This is a genomic window from Streptomyces sp. NPDC031426, from assembly GCF_055581585.1.
This window is the reverse complement of the sequence record NZ_JBVIJE010000005.1, coordinates 396,360-419,872: the sequence shown is the minus strand read 5'-3', so window position 1 is coordinate 419,872 and position 23,513 is coordinate 396,360. Positions and strand designations below refer to the sequence as shown.

Genomic DNA, 23,513 nt, shown 5'->3' with positions numbered 1-23,513 from the left:
ACATCCCAGTCGATCAGAGGTGACCCCCCGACGGGTGCGCCAGGGGGAAAAGAGCACGTACTTCATTGTCCCATGCCGGCGTCGCGGTCCTGCCTCACGGAACATCCAGGGTGGGCGCCGATCACCTAGGAGGATCCTCCAAGGGCCAGGGCCACCGAGAGGGCGGGGGTGTGGTCCGCGGCCTCGGCGAACACCTCCCGCGCGATCTGCCACTCGTCCGGCCGCGCCTCGGCGTACGGCTGCCAGTTCCGTACGACGACCAGCAGTCCCCGCTCGACAGCGCCCTCGGGCCACACGGAGTGGTCGCCGAGCGAGTCGGCCAGGGCGTCCCAGTTGCGGCCGAACCAGTCGGGCAGCCCGAGGGCACGGGCGGCGCGGTCCATCAGGCCGGCCTTGTCCGTGACCCCGTCGAGGTCCAGCGTGATCACGAGGTCCGTCATCTCAGCACCGCCCGGAACGAGTTGTAGTGATCGCCGGTGTAGTAGATCTCGCCGCCCTGTCCCGTGACAATGCGCCGGGCCCCGCGATCGTGGGAGCCCGGCGTCCTGACGGTGTACTCGTGGTAGTAGCCGCGCTGGTGCCTCGGAAGCCGCCCCTCGAAGTTCCCGAACACGACGCCGTCCCTGGCGTACGGGAAGGGGCCGCCCCGGTCGATGAGCGCGAGCGTCCTGCGCGCCTCGGCCGGCAGCTGGGACTCCTGGACCGTGCCCATACCGTGGGCCCACGCCGGACTGCTCGCGGCAGCGCGCACGCCCGCACTCGCCCCGGCACCGGAGCCCGGCCCCGAACCGGACGAACATCCGGCGACCAGAACGGCGAGGACGACGGCCACCAGCCCCACGAGCAGGCGGGCCGGCGGCAGGGAACCCCTCGGCATGCGGGGGACCCGTCTCGGCTTGTGGGGGACGAACGGCGGCGACATGCCGACGATGCTGCCACGGCGGTCCCGCTGCGAGGGCGGCACGACCCGCCGCGCCGGGCCTCGTCTCGGCCCCACCACGCCGGGGCCGAAGGCCGACGACGGGCTGACGGGCCGGCCCTCCCCCGTCCCGGGCCCGGCACGGCCACCACGCCCCCGGCGTCCGTCCCGGCCGGTGCGGCCCGCTCGTGTGCCGGGAGGAGCGTCGGGGTCCGTCAGTGGCCGTCCGGGTCCGCTCGGCCGAGGGTGGGCTTGGGGGTCGGGCCGGCCGTCATCAGGTAGTCCGCGGCGGAGGTGTCCGTGACCAGGCTGGTGACCAGCCCGGACCGCAGCACCGCGTCGATCGCGGACGCCTTGCGCTGACCACCGGCGATCGCCACGACCTCCGGGATACGGCGCAGCTGGTCGGCCTTGACGGTGATGCACCGCTCCCCCAGGTCCCGCCCGATCCGGCGCCCCTCGGCGTCGAAGAGGTGCGCGGCCATCTCGGCGGCGACGCCGAGCGAGGCGTAGTGCGCCCGCTCCTCGTCGCTGAGCATGTCGTGCACGGTCGAGATGCCCGGCTCCCAGGAGCCGATGGAGACACAGGCGACCGTGACCTTGTCGAAGTACTCGAAGGCCCGGGCGATCCCGGTCTGGTTGCGCAGCGCGGCCGCGGTCGCCGCGTCCGGCAGCAGCATCGGCGCGTAGATGGGGTGGGCGTCGCCGCCCGACACCTGGGCGGCGCGGCGCACCGCCTCGACGGAGCCGCGCTCGGAGGTCCCGGCGTCGTACACGCCCGTCAGCTGCACCACCGTGCACGGCGGCAGCCGGTCGAGCGCCGCCGCCATGTGGATCGTGGACCGGCCCCAGGCCAGCCCGAGCACGTCGCCCTCGTTGACGAGCTCGCCGAGCAGGTCTGCGGCCACTTCCCCCAGGTTCTCGGGGTCGGGGGTCTCCTCGGCCTCGGCCGGGGACTCGACCACGACGGCGTGCCTCAGGCCGTAACGGGCGCGGAGCGCGTCGGAGCGCTCGGCGTCCAGTTCGGCCGGGACACGGATCTCGATGCGTACGAGATCCCGTTCGAGAGCAGTCTCCAGAACCCGGGCCACCTTGAAGCGGCTGACGCCGAACTCCTCCGCGATCTGGATCTTGGACTTGCCCTCGAGGTAGAAGCGGCGGGCCATGGCCGCCGCCTGCACCAGCTCAGCGGGTCCCATCCGCATGGCTGACCGGCCCGCCGACATACCCGACACGGCGATCTCCTCACTGCTGTTCACACTCTGGATTCGCCGTTCATCCTTGCAGATTCGGCGCTACGGATCGGCCCTGATAGGGGCCGTTCACTTAACCGTTCATGTAGCTGTGGCTCAGTGGTCGCATGCCCAGGACGCCTTGGCGGTAGCCGTCCCGGCCTGCGCGCGCAGGGCACGGACCGCCTCCGCCGGGTCCTTAGCCCCGTACACCGCCGAGCCTGCCACGAACACGTCCGCTCCCGCGTCCGCGCACTGCTCGATCGTCGAGGCCGAGACACCGCCGTCCACCTGGAGCCACAGCTGCAGGCCGTGCTTGCTGATCAGCTCACGGGAGCGGCGGATCTTCGGCAGCATGATGTCGAGGAACGCCTGGCCGCCGAAGCCGGGCTCGACCGTCATGATCAGCAGCATGTCGAGTTCCGGGAGCAGGTCCTCGTACGGCTCGATCGGAGTCGCCGGCTTCAGGGCCATGGACGCGCGGGCGCCCTTGGCGCGGATCTCCCGGGCGAGCCGCACGGGGGCGGCCGCCGCCTCCACGTGGAAGGTCACGGAGGAGGCGCCCGCCTCGACGTACTGGGGCGCCCAGCGGTCGGGGTCCTCGATCATCAGATGGCAGTCCAGCGGGGTGTCCGTCGCACGTGCCAGGGACTCCACGACCGGCACGCCGAGCGTGAGGTTCGGGACGAAGTGGTTGTCCATGACGTCGACGTGGAGCCAGTCGGCGCCTTGGACCGCCTTGGCCTCCTCCGCGAGGCGGGCGAAGTCGGCGGACAGGATGCTGGGGTTGATCTGCACGGCCATGCCCCAAGCCTGCCATGCCGCTGCGCTTGGCTGTAACGGCGGTCTCTTGCGGTTGTGGTTTGTCTGCAGGCCGGTGGGGGCTTGTCGCGCAGTTCCCCGCGCCCCTGGTTGGCTGCCCGCAGCGGTGTTTCAGCTTGTTCTGCGGATCAGGGCCAGGTACATCGCGTCCGTGCCGTGGAGGTGGGGCCACAGCTGGATGTCGGGGCGGTCGCCCAGGTCTGGCACGCCCGGGAGCAGGGGGCGGGCGTCGATCAGTTCCGCTTCCGGGCGCTGCTTGAGCACGTCGGCCACGACGGCGCGGGTCTCCGCCAGGTGCGGGGAGCAGGTCGCGTAGCCGACGATTCCGCCGACGCGCACCGAGTCGAGCGCGGTGCGCAGCAGGGCGCGCTGGAGGGGCGCGAAGTTGTCCAGGTCCTCCGGGCGCCGACGCCAGCGGGCCTCGGGGCGCCGACGCAGCGCGCCGAGCCCGGTGCACGGCACGTCCATGAGCACGCGGTCGAAGGTGCCGGGCCGCCACGGCGGCCGGGTGCCGTCGGCGGCGATCACCTGGTACGGCCCCGGGTTGCCCGCCAGTGCCTTGGCTACGAGGCCCGCCCGGTGCGGCTGCTTCTCGGAGGCGAGCAGCGTGGCCCCGCGCTCGGCGGCGAGGGCGGCCAGCAGCGCGGCCTTGCCGCCGGGCCCGGCACACCCGTCGAGCCACATGCTGTCGGAGCCCTCCAGGGGCGCGCCCGCGAGCGCGAGGGCGACCAGCTGGCTGCCCTCGTCCTGCACTCCGGCCCGCCCCTCGCGCACGGCCTGCACCGCACCCGGCTCACCGCCCTCGGCGAGCCGCACGGCGTACGGCGACCAGCGCCCCGGTACGGCGGCCTCCTCGCCGAGCAGTTCCTCGGCGGTGGCCCGCCCCGGGCGGGCGACCAGGGTCACCTCGGGCCGTTCGTTGTCGGCCTCCAGCAGGTCCTCGATTCCGGCACGCCCGCCGCCGAGGGAGTCCCACAGCGCGGAGACGACCCAGCGGGGATGCGAGTGCACGACGGCGAGGTGGTCCTCCGGGTCCTCGTCGTAGGGCGGCGCGACCTTCTCCAGCCATCCGTCGAGGTCGTCCTGGGCCACCTTGCGCAGCACGGCGTTGACGAACTTGGCGCGCCCGTCGCCGAGCACCACGCGCGCGAGTTCCACGGCGGAGGACACGGCGGCGTGCGTCGGGATCCGGGTCCCGAGCAGCTGGTGCGCGCCGAGGCTGAGCACGTCGAGCACCGGCGGGTCGACCTCGCGGAGCGGCCGGTCGACACAGGCGCTGATCACCGCGTCGTACGTCCCCTGCCGGCGCAGTGTGCCGTAGACCAGCTCGGTGGCGAGGGCGGCGTCCCGCGCGTCGAAGTCGCCCTTCTCGCGCGCCTTGCGCAGCAGCGGGGGCAGCACGAGATTGGCGTACGCGTCCCGCTCGTCGACCGCGCGCAGCGCCTCGAAGGCGAGGATGCGGACGGGGTCCTTCTGCGGACGACGGTAGGGCTTGGCAGGCTTACGCGGCCGCCGGGACTGCTCGCTCACGAAAAAGGTGCTCCGGATGTGAAGAAGGGGTGCGGTGTCCAGCCTACGTCGGCGCACCGCCGCCCCCGCCGCCCGGGGCTCAGCCGCCGAGTGTCTCGCTCTCGGCGATGCGCACGCCGCGCGCCCAGTCCGCCGCCCGCATCGGCTTCTTGCCCTGTGCCTGCACCCAGAGCAGCTCGACGGCGTACGAGCCGGTGCCCACGTGCACGCTGTTCTTGCCGACGGCCATCCGCCCCGGCGCGAGATCGGTGCGTTCGGGCACGGGGGTGACCTGGATCAGCTTGAGCCGCTCGCCGCGGAAGGTGGTCCAGGCGCCGGGCGCCGGGGTGCAGCCGCGCACGACCCGGTCGACGCGCAGCGCGGGCGTGGCCCAGTCGACCCGGGCGTCCTCGACGGTGATCTTCGGCGCGAGGGTGACGCCCTCGGCCGGCTGCGGTACGGCCTTCAGGGTGCCGTCCTCGATCCCGTCCATGGTGGCCGCGAGCAGGCCGGCACCGGCGAAGGCGAGTCGGGTGAGCAGGTCGCCGCTGGTGTCGGTGGGCCGGATCTCCTCGGTCACGGTGCCGTAGACGGGCCCGGAGTCCAGCCCCTCCTCGATGAGGAACGTCGACGCCCCGGTGATCTCGTCGCCGGCCATGATGGCGTGCTGCACGGGAGCGGCTCCGCGCCAGGCGGGCAGCAGCGAGAAGTGCAGGTTGACCCAGCCGTGGGCGGGGATGTCGAGGGCCACGCGGGGCAGCAGGGCGCCGTAGGCGACGACGGGGCAGCAGTCCGGCGCGATCTGCGTCAGCCGCTCCAGGAACTCCGGGTCCCGCGGCCTGACCGGCTTCAGCACCTCAATCCCGGTCTCCTCCGCCCGCTCGGCCACGGGCGACGCGACCAGCCTGCGCCCACGACCGGCCGGCGCGTCGGGCCGCGTGACGACGGCGGCCACCTCGTGCCGCCCGGAGGCGATCAGAGCGTCCAGGGCGGGGACGGCGACCTCGGGGGTACCGGCGAAGACAAGCTTCATGGGCGGGATCGGGCCTCTCGGGCGGGGGTTGGGCGGGCAGCGCACCAGTCTATGACCAAGCAAGGAGCGACACCCCATGCCCGCGGACGGACGCGCGGCGGGGACGAAGAAGGCCAGGCGAACGGGGACGCGGGGCGACCGTCGGAACGGTGCGGGCCGCGCCCCCGGCGGACACGCGCGCGAACGGGAAAGCCACCGGGACAGCGAACCCGCGGCCGAACGACGGACGCCAGGCGTACAGCGGACGCACAGAAGGACGGGGAAGGCGACACACACACGCGGACGCCGACGGCGAGCAGCCCCCACAGGTTGTCCAGCCTCTCGGGCGGCTGGAATCGGGGTGGTGCGCGGGCGGGAGAACATACAACCCGAACCACACACGGCGCGCACCCGAACGACCGGCGTACGCATATGCCCGTACGCCCCCACCCCGTGACCAGCGGAGCGCACACGCGTTGGTCAAGAAAGAGTTGACCACATAGGGCCGCCTTCGCGGCCCAATTCCTTTCAACGCCGGTTCGAGAGGCTTGTTCATGGCCGACCACGCAACCCACGACGCCCAGGCCCGGGCCAGCCTGCACTTGCTGGTGCGGGACATCGAGCGAGTCCGCCGGCAGGTGGACGCGCTGCGCACGCTCACCGCCCAGCTGGGGAACGTCTACCGCCCGCGCCGCTCCGGCCCGTCCACGGGCTTCGTCGTCTACGGACGCGCCCCCGCCCCGACGGTGCGCCTTGCCCAGGAACTCCGGGACAGTGTCGAAACCCTGGTGACGGCCGCGGTGGACTTCGACCGCTCACTCGGCTTCTCGTGGGACGCGGTGGGCTCGGCTCTCGGAGTCACCAAGCAGGCGGTGCACCGCCGTTACGGCGCCCGCCGCGCCGCGGCACAGGCGTCCGCCGAGGCCGAGCGGACCGGGGAGCCGTCCGCCGCCGGCCCGCTCAATGTGAACACCGGTCTCCCCACGGTCCCGACCGTCCCCGCGGCCCGCTCGATGCCCACACAGCCGACAGCCGGCAGCCCGGCCCTGCGCGACCGCGACGACGCCCGCCCGACGGCCTTCCCGGGCCCACGCAACGGCTGAGCAACGGCCGAGCAGCGGCCGAGCACCGACTGCCACCTCCGCCCTGCCCTCCCGGACGGACGCCCGGGAGGGCAGCCACCCGCCTGGACAGCCAAACCGGGGCGCCAACACACCCACCGAACAGCCGTCGACGGTGAGCAACCCCCCGAGAACACCCGGAACACCACCCTCACCCGATGTCCGGCGGATCGATCCGCACCCGCACCGCCTCCCCGCTCCCCCGCGCCATACGAGCGGCCTGCGCGGTCTTCAGCGCGGCGGCCAGCGCAGCTCCGCTCCCCGGCGGCACCCGGACCAGCGCCCGGTCCCAGTGCTCACCCGTCGGCGGCGCGCCGGGTCTGCGGGGCCGGCCGGGCGGCGACGCAGGCAGCGGCACGGGTCCCAGCACCTCTGCGTCCGACGGCAGCTCGACCGAGGCCAGGAACTCGGCGACGGCCGCGGGCGTCCCGGAGACCGCCGCCATCCGCGACACCGGCGGAAAGCCCAGTTCCGCCCGCTCGGCCAGTTCCCGTACCGCGTGCCCGACGGGGTCCCAGCGCACGAGCGCCTGCACCGGCCGCAGGGTCGGCTCGGCCACCACGACCACCGTGCCCCCCTCGCTCTGCGGCCGCACCAGCGCGCCCGCCGCGATCCACCGGCGCAGGGCGTCCTCGCCGGCCCGCAGGTCAGGTCGTACGAGCATGGCCCAGCCGTCCAGCAGAAGGGCCGCCGCGTAGCCGCCCTCGGCGACCGGTTCGGCTCCCGGTGTGCTCACGACCAGCGCCGGCGTGCCCGGCACCGTGTCCAGCACATGCTCCCGCCCCGAGGTGCGCACCGGGACGGCGGGGAAGGCGCGCCCCAGCTCCTCGGCCGTCCGCCGCGCCCCCACGACCTGGGCCCGCAGCCGGAGGCCCCCGCACTCCGGGCAGTGCCACGCGCTCTCCTCGCGCCCGCACCAGCCGCACCGCAGGACCCCCGCGTCCTGCCCCTGGAGCGGCCCCGAGCAGGGCCGGCACCGGGCGGGCGCCCGGCACCGGTCACAGGCCATGCGGGGCGCGTAGCCGCGCCGCGGCACCTGTACGAGCACCGGCCCGTGCCGCAGCCCGTCGCGGGCCGCCTGCCAGGCGAGCGTCGGCAGCCGGGCGGCGCGGGCGGCCTCGTCGCGGGCGAGGTCGTCGTCCCCGACCGTGCGGACCAGGGGGGCGGACCGTCGCACCTGCTCCCGACCGGCGACCAGCGGCCGGGCCCAGCCGCTCTCGACGAGCTGGGCGGCCTCCACGGTGCAGCTCCAACTCCCCAGCAAGAAGGCGCACTTGTCCAGCGCGGCCCGCAACAACAGCACATCCCGGGCGTGCGGCTGCGGGGCGTGCTGCTCGCTGTGGCTGTCGTCGCCGTCGTCCCAGATGGCGACGAGCCCCAGGTTCTGCACGGGCGCGAACATGGCGGCCCGGGTCCCGACCACGGCCCGCACGGAACCCCGGCGCACCGCGAGCCACTGCGCGTACCGCTTCTCGGGCCCCGCGTCGGCCGTGAGCAGCGCGTGCCGGCCCGTGCCGAGCAGCGCGGTGAGCGCGGCGTCGACCCGCGCGGCGGCCCGCCCGTCCGGTACGACGACGAGGGCGCCGCGGCCGGAGGCGAGCGTGGCGGCGACGGCGCGGGCCAGTTCCTCGCTCCACAGCGGGCCCGGCAGAGCGTTCCAGACGGCCCTGGGCGAGCCGCCGGAGGCCAGGGCATGGAGGAATGCCTCCCCCTGCTCATACCGCCCCCAGGAGGCCTTCTCCGGCGCCTGCGGCGGGGGTGGCGGCGGGGGCGACGGCCGCTGCTCGGCCCGGGCGCTGCGCGGCGGCACGGCCAACTGGAGCACGTCGGCGAGGCTTCCGGCATACCGGTCGGCGACGGCCCGGGCGAGGGTCAGCAGCTCCTCGCTCAGCACCGGCTCCGGCGACACGACCTGGGCCAGCGCGGCCAGCGGCCCGGAGTAGTCGGACTCGGCCCGCCGCTCGACGAGGAACCCGTCGATGAGCCCGCCGCCCTCCCTGCGCCCGTCCCGCACCCGGCCCCGCCCGGCCCCGAACCGCACCCGCACCCGCACGCCCGGCTGCGCGTCGGCGTCCAGTTCGGCGGGCACGGCGTAGTCGAAGTACCGGTCGAGATGCAGCACGCCTTTGTCGACCAGGACCCGCGCGACGGGCAGCTGCGGGGCGAGCGCGGCTCCCCGCCAGGTCCGCGGCTTGGCCCGCGGCACCTTCGCCTTGCGCACGCTTTCCCGGATGAGCGCGAGCTGCTCCGGCGGCGCCCCTTCGGCCCCGCCGTCCCCGTCTGCCCGGGGCGCCCCGTTCTCGCTGCTCACGCCTGCATTCTTACCAAACGGCACTGACAATGCCGTCCGCCCGAGATCCGGATCGGCAGCGGTACGGATTCAGCTTCACCGCACGCCCCGGAGGGCGCACTCCACGAAGTAACCGCGGCCTTCGCACCGGGCGGCGTCGACGGCGTCAGCGTAGACACCGCCCGCCCTGGCCCGCCAGTCAGTTCGGCATGCCGAAGCCCGGCCCCCGGGAAGGGAACCGGGCCTCGGCGAGAAGAGTGGTCGGGCCTTACAGGCCCACGGCGGCGCGCAGGGCGTCCACGCGGTCCGTGCGCTCCCAGGTGAAGTCGGGCAGCTCGCGGCCGAAGTGGCCGTAAGCGGCCGTCTGGGCGTAGATCGGGCGGAGCAGGTCGAGGTCGCGGATGATCGCGGCCGGGCGGAGGTCGAAGACCTGGTCGATCGCCTTCTCGATCTTCTCGGCGTCCACCTTGGCGGTGCCGAAGGTCTCCACGAACAGGCCCACCGGCTCGGCCTTGCCAATCGCGTAGGCGACCTGGACCTCGCAGCGCGAGGCCAGGCCCGCCGCCACGACGTTCTTGGCGACCCAGCGCATCGCGTACGCGGCCGAGCGGTCCACCTTGGACGGGTCCTTGCCGGAGAAGGCACCGCCGCCGTGGCGGGCCATGCCGCCGTAGGTGTCGATGATGATCTTGCGGCCGGTCAGGCCGGCGTCGCCCATCGGGCCGCCGATCTCGAAGCGGCCGGTCGGGTTGACCAGCAGGCGGTAGCCGTCGGTGTCCAGCTTGATGCCCTCGTCCAGGAGCGCCTTCAGCTCCGGCTCCACGACGAACTCGCGGATGTCGGGCGCCAGCAGCGACTCCAGGTCGATGTCGGAGGCGTGCTGCGAGGAGACGACCACCGTGTCCAGACGGACGGCCTTGTCGCCGTCGTACTCGATGGTGACCTGCGTCTTGCCGTCCGGGCGCAGGTAGGGGATCGTGCCGTTCTTGCGCACCTCGGACAGGCGCTTGGACAGGCGGTGCGCCAGGAAGATCGGCAGCGGCATCAGGGTCGGCGTCTCGTCGGACGCGTAACCGAACATCAGGCCCTGGTCACCGGCGCCCTGCCGGTCCAGCTCGTCGTCGTCGCCCTCGACCCGGCTCTCGTACGCCGTGTCCACGCCCTGCGCGATGTCCGGGGACTGCGCGCCGATGGACACCGACACACCGCAGGAGGCGCCGTCGAAGCCCTTCTTGGAGGAGTCGTAGCCGATCTCGAGGATCTTGTTGCGGACCAGGGTCGCGATGTCCGCGTAGGCCTTGGTCGTCACCTCGCCGGCCACGTGCACCAGGCCGGTGGTGATCAGCGTCTCGACGGCGACCCGGGAGGACGGGTCCTCGCGCAGAAGCGCGTCGAGAATGGTGTCGCTGATCTGGTCAGCGATCTTGTCGGGGTGACCCTCGGTCACGGACTCCGAGGTGAACAGGCGACGGGACACAACGCTCCCTGTGGTTGCAGCGGCTGCTGGCTGATCATTTGCGGCGACGCTCGGGGCTGCGCCCGGCGTCGACCGTGAACAGTTTATCGGTCGCACTCGGCCGATGGGTCACCCGTCTCGCCACTCGGGAGCGCTGTGACCTGCGGCACGGGCATTCTGCACAATGCCGGGCGGCCTTGGCCAGGGTCGCCACACCTGATTTCGGTGTGGCGTGAAGCTGCCGTCGAGCGCGCGCGGACGTCAGCTCAGGCGCTGCGCGACGAGGTTCCAGACGATGTCGGCCAGGGCTTCCTTGGGGCCGTGCGGCACCGGGGTCTCGCTGCCGTCGGCACCCAGCACCACGGCTTCGTTCTCCTCGGAGCCGAACGTCTTGCGCTCCCCCACCTCGTTGACCACGAGCAGGTCGCAGCCCTTGCGGGCGAGCTTGGTGCGGCCGTTGACGAGGACGTCGTCGGTCTCGGCGGCGAAGCCGACGATCACCTGACCGGGACGGGCGCGCTCGGCCGAGATCTCCGCGAGGATGTCCGGGTTGCGGACCAGGACGATCGGGTCGGGGTCCTGGCCGTCCTTCTTCTTGATCTTGCCGGTGGCGTAGGCCGCGGGGCGGAAATCGGCCACGGCGGCGGCCATGACGACCGCGTCGGCGTCCGCCGCCGCCTTCAGTACGGCTTCGCGCAGCTGCACGGCCGTGCCGACCGGTACGACGTCCACGCCCGCCGGGTCGGGCAGGCCGGTGTTGGCCGCGATCAGCGTGACCCGGGCGCCGCGGGCGGCGGCGGTGCGGGCGAGGGCGTAGCCCTGCTTGCCGGAGGAGCGGTTGCCGAGGAAGCGGACCGGGTCGAGGGGCTCGCGGGTGCCGCCGGCGGAGACGACGACGTGCCGGCCTTCGAGGTCGGGCTCGGTGACGCCGCGGGCCAGCACCCGGCGGCACACCTCGAAGATCTCCACCGGGTCGGGCAGCCGGCCCTTGCCGGTGTCGACGCCGGTGAGCCGGCCTACCGCGGGCTCGATGACGACGGCGCCGCGGCGGCGCAGCGTGGCCACGTTCTCCTGGGTGGCCGGGTGCTCCCACATCTCGGTGTGCATGGCGGGCGCGAAGACCACGGGGCAGCGGGCGGTGAGGAGGGTGTTGGTCAGCAGGTCGTCGGCGAGCCCGTGGGCCGCCTTGGCGAGCGTGTCGGCCGTGGCGGGTGCGACAACCACCAGGTCGGCGTGCTGGCCGATGCGCACGTGCGGGACCTCGTGGACGGCGTCCCAGACCTCCGTCGAGACGGGGTTGCCGGACAGGGCGGACCAGGTGGCGGCGCCGACGAAGTGCAGCGCGGAGGCGGTGGGCACCACGCGGACGTCGTGGCCCGACTCCGTGAACCTTCTCAGCAGCTCACAGGCCTTGTAGGCGGCGATGCCGCCGCTGACGCCCAGAACGACCCTCGGCTTGTCCACCGGGACTCCCATTCGTTGAACCTACGCCTCCATGACACACCACAGGCCCGGCAGTCGCGCCGCCGGGCCTGTCATGCGAAACGAACGGTTACTGCGCCGGGCCCTCGACGGCCTCGGACGTGAGCAGACCCGCGTTGATCTCACGCAGGGCGATCGAGAGCGGCTTCTCGTGGACGTGGGTGTCGACGAGCGGACCGACGTACTCGAGGAGGCCCTCGCCGAGCTGCGAGTAGTACGCGTTGATCTGGCGGGCACGCTTGGCCGCGTAGATCACGAGGCTGTACTTCGAGTCGGTGGCCTCGAGAAGCTCGTCGATCGGCGGGTTGATGATGCCCTCGGGCGCGGTGATGGAAGAGGACACGCTCTACCTTCCGATGGGTGGGAAAAGATCAGTCGTGATCACACATTCGCGATCACACAACATCCATCAAGGCTAGCAGCTCGCGCGCCACGTCCTCGACGGAGGTGTTGACCAAGGTCGTGTCGAACTCCGGCTCGGCCGCCAGCTCGGTCCTGGCAGCCTCCAGGCGGCGCTCGATGACCTCGGGCGGCTCGGTGCCCCGGCCGGTCAGCCTGCGCACCAGCTCCTCCCAGGAGGGCGGAGCCAGGAACACCAGCCGGGCGTCGGACATCGACTCCCGGACCTGCCTGGCACCCTGGAGATCGATCTCCAGCAGAACCGGCTCGCCCTTCTCCAGCCGCTCCAGCACGGCCGCGCGGGGCGTGCCGTAGCGGTTGCCGGCGAACTCGGCCCACTCCAGCAGCTCGCCGTTGGCGATCAGCTTGTCCATCTCGTCGTCGGTGACGAAGAAGTAGTGGACTCCGTGCTTCTCGCCGGGGCGCGGCTTGCGGGTGGTGGCCGACACCGAGAGCCAGACCTCGGGGTGTTCCTTGCGCATATGGGCGACGACCGTGCTCTTGCCGACCCCCGAGGGGCCGGAGAGCACGGTCAGCCGCGGACGTTCACTCATGCAGCGATTATTCCAGCAATCCCGGAGTGCCCGGGACTCCCGGTCCGGCCGGCCCCGGACTCAGGAGCCGGTGCTGCCGAACTCACGCTCCAGGGAAGCGATCTGGTTGGAACCGAGACCGCGCACCCGGCGGCTCTCGGAGATGCCCAGACGCTCCATGATCTGCTTGGCGCGGACCTTGCCCACGCCGGGCAGCGACTCGAGCAGTGCGGAGACCTTCATCTTGCCGATGACGTCGTTCTCCTGGCCCTGCTTGATGACCTCGTGCAGGGAGGCGCCGGAGTGCTTGAGTCGATTCTTGACCTCGGCCCGCTCCCGGCGAGCCGCGGCGGCCTTTTCGAGCGCGGCTGCGCGCTGTTCGGGGGTAAGGGGCGGAAGAGCCACGCCTACGTCACCTCGGATGTCGAACTGTCGGATACGGACCGGTGAGGAACCTAGTCGCCCCACACCTGGGGAGCTACGAGCAACACGCTTCGCCCGTTCTCCCCCACTACCTAATGGGTGTGGGGGTGTCCCCACAGCTCGGAGACTAGCGGTCAAGTCCGCCAGAGTCAGCGAGAACAGCGGAAAAGTCCTGGTCAGCCTCCGCCAGGACGGACATTTCAGACATAATGCCCCCGATTTGAGGATGTATTCACACTCAAATCGCCGCTCCGCCGCTCCACGAAGCCCCCCAGGAGGTCTCAGGCACCCGCGACGGCGGCCTGGATCTCCTCCGCGAAGCGCCCGGCGGACGCGCGCAGGGCCCCCACGTCGGGCCCGTGCCGCAGCACGCCCCGGCTGACGTTCGGCACGACGTTGCGCACCGCCTGCCCGAACACCGCGGGAAGGTCGGCCGCGGTCGCCCCCTGAGCGCCGACGCCGGGCGCGAGGAGCGGACCGTTGATGGCGAGGTCGTACGACGACAGGTCGCCGACCGTGGCGCCGACCACGGCGCCGAAGGAGCCCAGCGGCTCCTCCCCCGCGTTCTCGGCGGCCAGGTGGGCCAGCATGGTCGCGCCCACGGTGCGGCCGTCGGCGCGGACCGCGTGCTGGACCTCGGGACCCTCCGGGTTGGAGGTCAGCGCCAGCACGAACAGGCCGGCGCCGCTCTCCCGGGCCAGCGCGACGGCCGGGCTGAGCGAGCCGTAGCCGAGGTAGGGCGAGACGGTCAGGGCGTCGGAGAACAGCGGGGCGTCCTTGTGCAGGTAGGCCTCGGCGTACCCGGCCATGGTCGAGCCGATGTCGCCGCGCTTGGCGTCCATCACGACGAGGGTGCCGGCCGCGCGGGCCTCCTGGACGACCTTCTCCAGGACGGCCACGCCACGCGAGCCGAAGCGCTCGAAGAAGGCGCTCTGCGGCTTCATCACGGCGACCCGGTCGGCCACCGCCTCGACGACCGTGCGGCTGAACCGCTCCAGACCGGCCACGTCGTCGTTCAGGCCCCACTCGGCGAGCAGGGAGGCGTGCGGGTCGATGCCCACGCACAGCGGGCCACGCTCGTCCATGGCGCGGCGCAGCCGGGCGCCGAAGGGCTCGTACGAAGTCATGCGGGCTTCCTCACGTCGGCGCCGACCGCGTCGGCGAGGGTGGCGTACGGGCTGGTGCGCAGGCGGGCGGCGAGGCCCTTGTGGATCGCGCGGGACCAGAAGGGGCCCTCGTAGATGAAGGCGCTGTAGCCCTGGACCAGGGTGGCGCCGGCCAGGATGCGCTGCCAGGCGTCCTCGGCGGTCTCGATACCGCCCACGCCCACGAGGGTGATCCGGTCGCCCACGCGGGCGTACAGGCGGCGCAGGACCTCCAGGGAGCGCGCCTTGAGCGGGGCGCCGGACAGGCCGCCGGTCTCGCTCACCAGCGAGGGTTGGGATTTCAGACCTAGTCCCTCGCGCGCGATGGTGGTGTTGGTCGCGATGATGCCGTCCAGGCCCAGCTCCACGGCCAGGTCGGCCACGGCGTCGATGTCCTCGTCGGCGAGGTCCGGGGCGATCTTCACCAGCAGCGGGACACGCCGGTTCGCGACCGTGCGGTCGGCGGCCTCGCGGACGGCGGTGAGCAGCGGGCGAAGCGCCTCGGTGGCCTGCAGGTTGCGCAGTCCGGGCGTGTTCGGCGAGGAGACGTTGACGACCAGGTAGTCCGCGTACGGCGCGAGCCGCTCGGCCGACTTCACGTAGTCGCCCACGGCCTCCGCCTCCGGGACGACCTTGGTCTTGCCGATGTTGACACCGACGACCGTCCTGAAGACCGGCTCCCGGGTGGCGAGACGGGCGGCGACGGCGAGCGAGCCGTCGTTGTTGAATCCCATGCGGTTGATCAGCGCGCGGTCCGCGACGAGGCGGAACAGCCGCTTCTTGGGGTTGCCGGGCTGCGCCTCGCCGGTGACCGTGCCGACCTCGATGTGGTCGAAGCCCAGCATGGACATGCCGTCGATCGCGACGGCGTTCTTGTCGAAGCCGGCGGCGAGCCCGAAGGGGCCGTGCATGCGCAACCCGAAGGCCTCCGTGCGCAGCTCCTTGTAGCGCGGCGCGAGGGCGGCGGCGACGAAGGTGCGCAGCACCGGGATGCGGACGGCGAGGCGGATCCAGCGGAAGGCCAGGTGGTGGGCCTTCTCGGCGTCCATCCGTTGGAAAACCAGACGGAAGAAAAGCTTGTACATGTCCTGTGTCCTCTTGAAGCTTCAGGGAGCCTCATGAAGAGGGGGACACCGTTTCCGGTGTCCCCCTCAAGGGCTGCTAGTCGCGGGCCGCGGTCAGGTGTTCCGCGTGTTCCTGGAGCGAGCGGACGCCCACGTCACCGTGGTTGAGGGCGTCGATGCCCTGGACCGCCGCGGCGAGCGCCTGGACCGTGGTCAGGCACGGCACGGAGCGGGCCACCGCGGCCGTACGGATGTCGTAGCCGTCGAGGCGGCCGCCGGTGCCGTACGGGGTGTTGACGATGAGGTCGACCTCGCCGTCGTGGATCAGCTGGACGATCGTCCTCTCGCCGTTCGGGCCGGTGCCCTCGGACTGCTTGCGCACGACCGTGGCGTTGATGCCGTTGCGCTTGAGGACCTCGGCGGTGCCGGAGGTGGCGAGCAGCTCGAAGCCGTGGGCGACCAGTTCGCGCGCCGGGAAGATCATCGAGCGCTTGTCCCGGTTGGCGACCGAGATGAACGCGCGGCCCTTGGTGGGCAGCGGGCCGTAGGCACCCGCCTGCGACTTGGCGTACGCCGTGCCGAAGACGGAGTCGATGCCCATGACCTCGCCGGTGGAGCGCATCTCCGGGCCGAGGACGGTGTCGACGCCGCGGCCGTGGATGTCGCGGAAGCGCGACCACGGCATGACGGCCTCCTTGACCGAGATGGGCGCGTCCAGCGGCAGCTCGCCGCCGTCGCCCGTCTTCGGCAGCAGGCCCTCGGCGCGCAGCTCGGCGACGGTCGCGCCCAGCGAGATCCGGGCGGCGGCCTTCGCCAGCGGCACCGCGGTCGCCTTGGAGGTGAAGGGGACCGTGCGGGAGGCGCGCGGGTTGGCCTCCAGGACGTAGAGGATGTCCCCGGCCATCGCGAACTGGATGTTGATCAGACCGCGCACGCCGACACCGCGCGCGATGGCCTCGGTGGAGGCGCGCAGCCGCTTGATGTCGAAGCCGCCGAGGGTGATCGGGGGCAGGGCGCACGCCGAGTCGCCGGAGTGGATGCCGGCCTCCTCGATGTGCTCCATCACGCCGCCGAGGTAGAGCTCCTCGCCGTCGTAGAGGGCGTCGACGTCGATCTCGATCGCGTCGTCCAGGAACCGGTCGACGAGCACCGGCCGGGAGGGGCTGATCTCGGTCGACTCGGCGATGTAGGCGGCGAGGCGGGTCTCGTCGTAGACGATCTCCATGCCGCGCCCGCCGAGCACGTACGACGGCCGGACCAGGACCGGGTAGCCGATCTCGTCGGCGATGGCCTTGGCCTCGCCGAAGGTGGTGGCCGTGCCGTGCTTCGGGGCCGGCAGGCCCGCCTCGGCGAGGACGCGCCCGAAGGCGCCGCGGTCCTCGGCCGCGTGGATGGCCTCGGGCGAGGTGCCGACGATCGGCACGCCGTTGTCCTTCAGGGCCTGCGACAGGCCGAGCGGGGTCTGGCCGCCCAGCTGCACGATCACGCCCGCGACCGGCCCGGCCTGCTGCTCGGCGTGGACGATCTCCAGCACGTCCTCCAGCGTCAGCGGCTCGAAGTACAGCCGGTCGGAGGTGTCGTAGTCGGTGGAGACGGTCTCCGGGTTGCAGTTGACCATCACGGTCTCGTAGCCCGCGTCGCTCAGCGCGAAGGAGGCGTGGACACAGGAGTAGTCGAACTCGATGCCCTGGCCGATGCGGTTGGGGCCGGAGCCGAGGATGATGACGGCCGGCTTCTCGCGGGTCGCGACCTCGTTCTCCTCGTCGTAGGAGGAGTAGAAGTACGGCGTCTTCGCGGCGAACTCGGCGGCGCAGGTGTCGACCGTCTTGTAGACCGGGCGGATGCCGAGCGCGTGCCGGACCTCGCGGACGACGTCCTCGCGCAGGCCGCGGATCTCACCGATCTGCTGGTCGGAGAAGCCGTGCCGCTTCGCCTCCGCGAGCAGCTCGGCGGTCAGCTCGGACGCCTCGGCCAGCTCGTCCGCGATCTCCTTGATCAGGAAGAGCTGGTCCACGAACCACGGGTCGATCTTGGTGTACTCGAAGATCTCCTCGGGCGTGGCGCCCGCGCGGATGGCCTGCATGACGGTGTTGATCCGGCCGTCGGTGGGCCGTACGGCCTCGCGCAGCAGCGCTTCCTTGTCCCCGGGCACGCCGGTGAACGTGAACTGGCTGCCCTTCTTCTCCAGCGAGCGCAGCGCCTTCTGGAAGGCCTCGGGGAAGTTGCGGCCGATGGCCATGGCCTCGCCGACCGACTTCATGGTGGTGGTCAGCGTGGAGTCGGCCTGCGGGAACTTCTCGAAGGCGAAACGCGGGGCCTTGACGACCACGTAGTCGAGCGTGGGCTCGAAGGAGGCCGGGGTCTCTCGCGTGATGTCGTTCGGGATCTCGTCCAGCGTGTAGCCGACGGCCAGCTTGGCGGCGATCTTGGCGATCGGGAAGCCGGTCGCCTTGGAGGCGAGCGCCGAGGAACGCGACACGCGCGGGTTCATCTCGATGACGATCACACGACCGTCCTCGGGGTTCACCGCGAACTGGATGTTGCAGCCGCCGGTGTCGACGCCGACCTCGCGGATGACGGCGATGCCGATGTCGCGCAGGATCTGGTACTCGCGGTCGGTCAGCGTCATCGCGGGCGCGACGGTGATCGAGTCGCCGGTGTGCACGCCCATGGGGTCGAAGTTCTCGATGGAGCAGACGACCACGACGTTGTCGTGCTTGTCGCGCATCAGCTCCAGCTCGTACTCCTTCCAGCCGAGGATGGACTCCTCCAGGAGCACCTCGGTGGTCGGGGAGAGCGTGAGGCCCTGGCCCGCGATGCGGCGCAGCTCCTCCTCGTCGTGCGCGAAGCCGGAGCCGGCGCCGCCCATGGTGAAGGACGGGCGGACGACGACCGGGTAGCCGCCGAGGGTCTCGACGCCCTTGAGCACGTCGTCCATGGAGTGGCAGATCACCGAGCGGGCGGACTCGCCGTGCCCGATCCTGGCCTTGACGGCCTCCACGACGGCCTTGAACTGGTCGCGGTCCTCGCCCTTGTGGATCGCCTCGGGCTTGGCGCCGATCAGCTCCACGCCGTACTTGGCCAGGACACCGTTCTCGTGCAGCGAGATGGCGGTGTTCAGGGCCGTCTGGCCGCCCAGGGTGGGCAGCAGGGCGTCGGGGCGCTCCTTGGCGATGATCTTCTCGACGAACTCCGGGGTGATCGGCTCGACGTAGGTGGCGTCGGCGATCTCCGGGTCGGTCATGATCGTCGCCGGGTTGGAGTTGACGAGGACGACGCGCAGGCCCTCGGCCTTGAGCACACGGCACGCCTGCGTGCCGGAGTAGTCGAACTCGGCGGCCTGGCCGATGACGATCGGGCCGGAGCCGATGACCAGGACGGACTGGATATCGGTGCGCTTAGGCACGCTGGCCCTCCATCAGGGAGACGAAGCGGTCGAACAGGTAGGCGGCGTCGTGCGGCCCCGCTGCCGCTTCGGGGTGGTACTGGACGGAGAAGGCCGGCTGGTCGAGCAGCTGCAGCCCCTCCACGACGTCGTCGTTCAGGCAGACGTGCGAGACCTCGGCGCGGCCGAACTTCGTCTCGCTGACCTGGTCGAGCGGCGCGTCCACGGCGAAGCCGTGGTTGTGCGCGGTGACCTCGACCTTGCCGGTCGTACGGTCCTGGACCGGCTGGTTGATGCCCCGGTGGCCGTACTTCAGCTTGTAGGTGCCGAAGCCGAGGGCGCGGCCGAGGATCTGGTTGCCGAAGCAGATGCCGAACAGGGGCGTCTTCCGCTCCAGGACGGCGCTCATCAGCGCGACCGGGCCGTCGGCGGTCGCCGGGTCGCCGGGGCCGTTGGAGAAGAACACACCGTCCGGGTTGACGGCGTAGACCTCGTCGGCCGTGGCGGTCGCGGGCAGGACGTGCACCTCGATGCCGCGCTCGGCCATCCGGTGCGGGGTCATGCCCTTGATGCCGAGGTCGATCGCGGCGACGGTGAACCTCTTCTCGCCGATCGCCGGGACGACGTACGCCTCCCGGGTCGCGACCTCCTCGTAGAGGCTCGCGCCCTTCATGTGCGGCTGGGCCAGCACGCGCGCGAGGAGCTCGGACTCGGCGGTGATCGCCTCGCCGGAGAAGATGCCGGCGCGCATCGAGCCGCGCTCGCGCAGATGGCGGGTCAGCGCGCGGGTGTCGATGCCGGAGATCCCGACCACGCCCTGCCGCTCCAGCTCGTCGTCCAGGGAGCGCTTGGCGCGCCAGTTGGACGGCACGCGCGCGGGGTCGCGCACGACATAGCCGGAGACCCAGATGCGGCTCGACTCGTCGTCCTCGTCGTTCCAGCCCGTGTTGCCGATCTGCGGCGCGGTCGCGACGACGATCTGCCGGTCGTACGACGGGTCGGTCAGCGTCTCCTGGTAGCCGGTCATACCGGTGGAGAACACGGCCTCGCCGAAGGTCTCCCCCACGGCCCCGTAGGCCCGGCCGCGGAAGATGCGGCCGTCCTCCAGGACGAGTACGGCGGAAACCCTGGCGGCTCCCCTTGTGGAGGTCGTCATCGTGCGCCTTCCGTGTTGTCGATCAGGTGGTTCAGGGTGTCGACCCATTCGGTGTGTTCGGCCGCGTGGTCCGAGCGGAAGCCGGAGTCGATCAGTTTGTCGCCGAGCTCCCAGGTCACCACCAGCAGGCCGCCCTCGGTGAGGACCTTGCCGGCGATGCCCTTGTCGAGTCGGGCCCCGCGCAGCGCGGCGGTGGGGATGAAGAAGTCGCTCGCTCCGGGACGCTCGACCTCCAGCCCCTGGTCGGTCAGGGTGAGCTCGGCCCGGCTGCGGGTGCCCAGGCCGTGGGCCACGATCCGGTCCAGCCACTGTCCTGCGGTGGTCGAGCCGTGGTAGCGACCGCTCAGTTCAAGTCTGGCCGGGCCGGTCTCCTCCGGCGCGCTGGGCGGCGCGGGCAGGTCGCTCTGCAGGGTGCCGCGCCACTTCCAGCCCTCGCGCATCAGCCAGTAGACGAGCGCGATGAAGAGCAGGAGTCCGACGAGCCAGCCGATGCGGGCCGGCCAGTCGGTGACCTCGGCCGACCTCTTGGCCTCGGCCAGCAGGATTACAGGTGTCACGTGAGCTTCCCGTCGACGAGCGTGGCCTTGCCCCGCAGCCACGTGTGCGTCACACGGCCCGGCAGCTCACGCCCCTCGTAGGGGGTGTTGCGGCTGCGCGAGGCGAAGCCCGCGGGGTCCACCTGGCCACGGTATTCCGTGTCGACGAGGGTGAGGTTGGCGGGCTCACCAGCCGAGACGGGACGGCCGTGTCCGGTGGCCTGTCCGATCTGCGCGGGCTTGACGGACATCCGGTCGGCGACGCCGGCCCAGTCCAGCAGGCCCGTGTCGACCATGGTCTCCTGGACCACTGACAACGCGGTCTCCAGGCCCACCATCCCCATGGCGGCCGCGGCCCACTCGCAGTCCTTGTCCTCGTGCGGGTGGGGGGCGTGGTCGGTGGCGACGATGTCGATCGTGCCGTCCGCCAGGGCCTCGCGCAGCGCGTGCACGTCCCGCTCGGTGCGCAGCGGCGGGTTGACCTTGTAGACCGGGTTGTACGTCCGCACCAGCTCGTCGGTGAGGAGCAGGTGGTGCGGGGTGACCTCGGCGGTGACCTGGATGCCGCGGGACTTGGCCCAGCGGACGATCTCGACGCTGCCGGCGGTCGACAGGTGGCAGATGTGGACGCGGGAGCCGACGTGCTCGGCGAGCAGCACGTCCCGCGCGATGATCGACTCCTCGGCGACGGCCGGCCAGCCGCCCAGGCCCAGCTCGGCGGAGACGACGCCCTCGTTCATCTGGGCGCCCTCGGTCAGCCGCGGTTCCTGCGCGTGCTGGGCGACGACACCGCCGAAGGCCTTCACGTACTCCAGCGCGCGGCGCATGATCACGGCGTCGTCCACGCACTTGCCGTCGTCGGAGAAGACGGTGACCCCGGCGGCCGACTCGTGCATGGCGCCCAGCTCGGCGAGCTTCCTGCCCTCCAGGCCCACGGTGACGGCACCGATGGGCTGCACGTCGCAGTAGCCGTGCTCCCGGCCGAGCCGCCAGACCTGCTCGACGACGCCGGCGGTGTCGGCGACGGGGAAGGTGTTGGCCATGGCGAAGACCGTCGTGTAGCCGCCGGACGCGGCGGCGCGGGTGCCGGTGAGGACCGTCTCGGAGTCCTCGCGGCCCGGCTCGCGCAGGTGGGAGTGCAGGTCGACCAGGCCCGGCAGCAGCACCTTGCCGGCCGCCTCGACCACCTCCGCGCCCTCGGCGCTGAGACCGGTGCCCACCTCGGCGATCGTCTCGCCGTCGATCAGCACGTCCTGCGGCTCACCGCCGAGCACCTTCGCACCACGGATCAGGATCTTGCTCATGGGGTCCTACTTCTCCTCGTTGGTGCGGGCGTGGGTGACGGCAGGCTCGTTCCCGCCGAGCAGCAGGTACAGCACGGCCATCCGGATGGACACGCCGTTGGCGACCTGCTCGATGGCGGTGCAGCGGTCCGAGTCGGCGACCTCGGCGGTGATCTCCATGCCGCGCACCATCGGGCCGGGGTGCATCACGACGGCGTGCTCGGGCAGCCGGGCCATGCGGTCGCCGTCGAGGCCGTAGCGGCGGGAGTACTCGCGCTCGGTCGGGAAGAAGGCGGCGTTCATCCGCTCGCGCTGGACGCGGAGCATCATCACCGCGTCGCACTTGGGCAGCGTGCTGTCGAGGTCGTACGACACCTCGCACGGCCACGTCTCGACGCCGACCGGCACCAGGGTGGGCGGGGCGACCAGGGTGACCTCGGCGCCGAGGGTGTGCAGCAGGTCCACGTTGGAGCGGGCGACCCGGCTGTGCAGGACGTCACCGACGATGGTGATGCGCTTGCCGGACAGGTCCTGGCCGAGGCCTGTGTCCCGGCCGATCAGCCGGCGGCGCATGGTGAAGGCGTCCAGCAGGGCCTGGGTGGGGTGCTGATGGGTTCCGTCGCCGGCGTTGATGACCGCGGCGTCGATCCAGCCGGAGTTGGCCAGGCGGTACGGGGCTCCGGAGGCGCCGTGCCGGATGACGACGGCGTCGACGCCCATGGCCTCCAGGGTCTGGGCGGTGTCCTTCAGGGACTCGCCCTTGGAGACGCTCGACCCCTTGGCGGAGAAGTTGATGACGTCGGCGGACAGGCGCTTCTCGGCGGCCTCGAAGGAGATCCGGGTGCGCGTGGAGTCCTCGAAGAAGAGGTTGACGATCGTGCGGCCGCGCAGGGTCGGCAGCTTCTTGATCGGCCGGTCGGCGACCCGGGCCATCTCCTCGGCGGTGTCGAGGATCAGGACGGCGTCGTCGCGGGTGAGGTCGGCGGCCGAGATGAGATGACGCTGCATCTGTCAGGCTCCGTAAGGCAGTTCAGTCGGGAGAATTCAGGCAATCCGCTGCGCAGGTGGGCACGCCGGAGCGGCCCTGCGCCGGATCTGCTACTGGCCGGCCTTCACACCGAGCAGCACGGTGTCGCGACCGTCCTCCTCGGCGAGCTGGACCTTGACCGTCTCCCGCAGCGACGTGGGGAGGTTCTTGCCGACGTAGTCGGCACGGATGGGCAGTTCGCGATGGCCGCGGTCGACCAGGACCGCGAGCTGGACCGCGCGGGGGCGCCCGATGTCGTTCAGGGCGTCGAGGGCGGCGCGGATGGTACGGCCGGAGAAGAGCACGTCGTCGACGAGGACGACCAGCTTGCCGTCGATGCCGTCACCGGGGATCTCGGTGCGGGCCAGCGCACGCGGCGGGTGCATGCGCAGGTCGTCGCGGTACATGGTGATGTCGAGCGAGCCGACCGGCACCTTGCGGTCGGTGATCTGCTCCAGCTTGACGGCGAGCCGCTGGGCGAGGAAGACGCCCCTGGTCGGAATGCCGAGAAGCACCACGTCGTCGGCGCCCTTGGCGCGCTCGACGATCTCGTGGGCGATACGGGTCAGCACCCGCGCGATGTCGGGGCCCTCGAGAACGGGCCGCGCATCGGACGCGTGCGGGGTGGCGTGCGAGTCCTGCTTGTCCATACGGAAAGGACCTCCTTCTCCGCCTCACGGGACGGACCTTAAAGGACGTCTGATTTGCGCCAACCACCC

At 71.9% G+C, this 23,513-nt stretch carries 20 protein-coding genes and 1 pseudogene; 1 reads left to right on the top strand and 20 read right to left on the bottom strand.

Annotation, left to right across the window (positions count from 1 at the left end):
- Positions 1–125: 125 nt before the first annotated feature.
- The 6 genes from ACZ5NH_RS12720 to fmt all read right to left on the bottom strand — a co-directional run bounded on the left by ACZ5NH_RS12720 (position 126) and on the right by fmt (position 5,515).
- Entirely contained in the window at positions 126–440 is a 315-nt protein-coding gene (locus tag ACZ5NH_RS12720; RefSeq protein ID WP_468774757.1) for a barstar family protein, read from the bottom strand.
- On the bottom strand, positions 437–877 hold the full coding sequence (locus ACZ5NH_RS12715; RefSeq protein WP_468774755.1) for a guanyl-specific ribonuclease: 441 nt from the start codon (positions 875–877) through the stop codon (positions 437–439). The genes ACZ5NH_RS12720 and ACZ5NH_RS12715 overlap by 4 nt, the downstream gene beginning before the upstream one ends.
- A 257-nt stretch (positions 878–1,134) precedes the next feature.
- Positions 1,135–2,178 (bottom strand): sugar-binding transcriptional regulator, encoded by a 1,044-nt coding sequence (locus ACZ5NH_RS12710; RefSeq protein WP_055704927.1) that lies wholly within the window; start codon positions 2,176–2,178, stop codon positions 1,135–1,137.
- Between the two features lie 90 nt (positions 2,179–2,268).
- Positions 2,269–2,955 carry a ribulose-phosphate 3-epimerase gene (rpe, locus tag ACZ5NH_RS12705; protein WP_468774753.1) on the bottom strand — a complete coding sequence of 229 codons (687 nt, stop codon included), beginning with the start codon at positions 2,953–2,955 and terminating at the stop codon, positions 2,269–2,271.
- A 129-nt stretch (positions 2,956–3,084) separates the two neighbouring features.
- Positions 3,085–4,503 carry an RsmB/NOP family class I SAM-dependent RNA methyltransferase gene (locus ACZ5NH_RS12700; RefSeq protein WP_468774751.1) on the bottom strand — a complete coding sequence of 473 codons (1,419 nt, stop codon included), beginning with the start codon at positions 4,501–4,503 and terminating at the stop codon, positions 3,085–3,087.
- 79 nt (positions 4,504–4,582) lie between these two features.
- The gene (gene fmt, locus ACZ5NH_RS12695; RefSeq protein ID WP_468774749.1) at positions 4,583–5,515 is read right to left on the bottom strand and encodes a methionyl-tRNA formyltransferase; all 933 of its coding nucleotides are present in this window, start codon (positions 5,513–5,515) and stop codon (positions 4,583–4,585) included.
- Between the two features lie 533 nt (positions 5,516–6,048).
- Between fmt and ACZ5NH_RS12690 the strand changes: the two genes are divergently transcribed.
- A complete protein-coding gene (locus ACZ5NH_RS12690; protein WP_468774747.1) occupies positions 6,049–6,597 on the top strand; it encodes a hypothetical protein in 549 nt (182 codons plus the stop codon).
- Positions 6,598–6,766: 169 nt separating this feature from the next.
- Here the strand turns inward: ACZ5NH_RS12690 and ACZ5NH_RS12685 are convergent, their stop codons facing one another.
- The 14 genes and pseudogenes from ACZ5NH_RS12685 to pyrR form a co-directional block, all read right to left on the bottom strand.
- On the bottom strand, positions 6,767–8,926 hold the full coding sequence (locus tag ACZ5NH_RS12685) for a primosomal protein N' (RefSeq protein ID WP_468774745.1): 2,160 nt from the start codon (positions 8,924–8,926) through the stop codon (positions 6,767–6,769).
- Between the two features lie 247 nt (positions 8,927–9,173).
- Complete coding sequence (gene metK / locus ACZ5NH_RS12680; protein WP_450983187.1) at positions 9,174–10,382, bottom strand: methionine adenosyltransferase; 1,209 nt, start codon at positions 10,380–10,382, stop codon at positions 9,174–9,176.
- Between the two features lie 240 nt (positions 10,383–10,622).
- On the bottom strand, positions 10,623–11,825 hold the full coding sequence (coaBC, locus tag ACZ5NH_RS12675; protein WP_468774742.1) for a bifunctional phosphopantothenoylcysteine decarboxylase/phosphopantothenate--cysteine ligase CoaBC: 1,203 nt from the start codon (positions 11,823–11,825) through the stop codon (positions 10,623–10,625).
- 88 nt (positions 11,826–11,913) lie between these two features.
- Positions 11,914–12,186 (bottom strand): DNA-directed RNA polymerase subunit omega, encoded by a 273-nt coding sequence (gene rpoZ / locus ACZ5NH_RS12670; RefSeq protein ID WP_003982715.1) that lies wholly within the window; start codon positions 12,184–12,186, stop codon positions 11,914–11,916.
- 52 nt (positions 12,187–12,238) lie between these two features.
- Positions 12,239–12,829 (bottom strand): annotated as a pseudogene (gmk, locus tag ACZ5NH_RS12665) (guanylate kinase); the annotation flags it as partial.
- A 27-nt stretch (positions 12,830–12,856) separates the two neighbouring features.
- Positions 12,857–13,180, bottom strand: a complete 324-nt coding sequence (locus ACZ5NH_RS12660) for an integration host factor (RefSeq protein ID WP_003977346.1) — start codon at positions 13,178–13,180, stop codon at positions 12,857–12,859.
- Between the two features lie 299 nt (positions 13,181–13,479).
- Complete coding sequence (gene pyrF, locus ACZ5NH_RS12655) at positions 13,480–14,325, bottom strand: orotidine-5'-phosphate decarboxylase (protein WP_388626137.1); 846 nt, start codon at positions 14,323–14,325, stop codon at positions 13,480–13,482.
- Positions 14,322–15,428, bottom strand: a complete 1,107-nt coding sequence (locus tag ACZ5NH_RS12650; protein WP_468774740.1) for a quinone-dependent dihydroorotate dehydrogenase — start codon at positions 15,426–15,428, stop codon at positions 14,322–14,324. The genes pyrF and ACZ5NH_RS12650 overlap by 4 nt, the downstream gene beginning before the upstream one ends.
- A gap of 76 nt (positions 15,429–15,504) precedes the next feature.
- Positions 15,505–18,813 carry a carbamoyl-phosphate synthase large subunit gene (gene carB / locus ACZ5NH_RS12645; RefSeq protein WP_388626140.1) on the bottom strand — a complete coding sequence of 1,103 codons (3,309 nt, stop codon included), beginning with the start codon at positions 18,811–18,813 and terminating at the stop codon, positions 15,505–15,507.
- Complete coding sequence (carA, locus tag ACZ5NH_RS12640) at positions 18,806–19,948, bottom strand: glutamine-hydrolyzing carbamoyl-phosphate synthase small subunit (protein WP_468774737.1); 1,143 nt, start codon at positions 19,946–19,948, stop codon at positions 18,806–18,808. Before carA ends, carB begins: the two co-directional genes overlap by 8 nt.
- A complete protein-coding gene (locus tag ACZ5NH_RS12635) occupies positions 19,945–20,505 on the bottom strand; it encodes a PH-like domain-containing protein (protein ID WP_388626144.1) in 561 nt (186 codons plus the stop codon). Before ACZ5NH_RS12635 ends, carA begins: the two co-directional genes overlap by 4 nt.
- On the bottom strand, positions 20,502–21,788 hold the full coding sequence (locus tag ACZ5NH_RS12630; protein ID WP_468774735.1) for a dihydroorotase: 1,287 nt from the start codon (positions 21,786–21,788) through the stop codon (positions 20,502–20,504). The genes ACZ5NH_RS12635 and ACZ5NH_RS12630 overlap by 4 nt, the downstream gene beginning before the upstream one ends.
- Positions 21,789–21,794: 6 nt before the next feature.
- Positions 21,795–22,775 carry an aspartate carbamoyltransferase catalytic subunit gene (locus ACZ5NH_RS12625; RefSeq protein WP_388626147.1) on the bottom strand — a complete coding sequence of 327 codons (981 nt, stop codon included), beginning with the start codon at positions 22,773–22,775 and terminating at the stop codon, positions 21,795–21,797.
- 90 nt (positions 22,776–22,865) lie between these two features.
- A complete protein-coding gene (pyrR, locus tag ACZ5NH_RS12620; RefSeq protein ID WP_388626149.1) occupies positions 22,866–23,444 on the bottom strand; it encodes a bifunctional pyr operon transcriptional regulator/uracil phosphoribosyltransferase PyrR in 579 nt (192 codons plus the stop codon).
- Between the last annotated feature and the right edge of the window lie 69 nt (positions 23,445–23,513).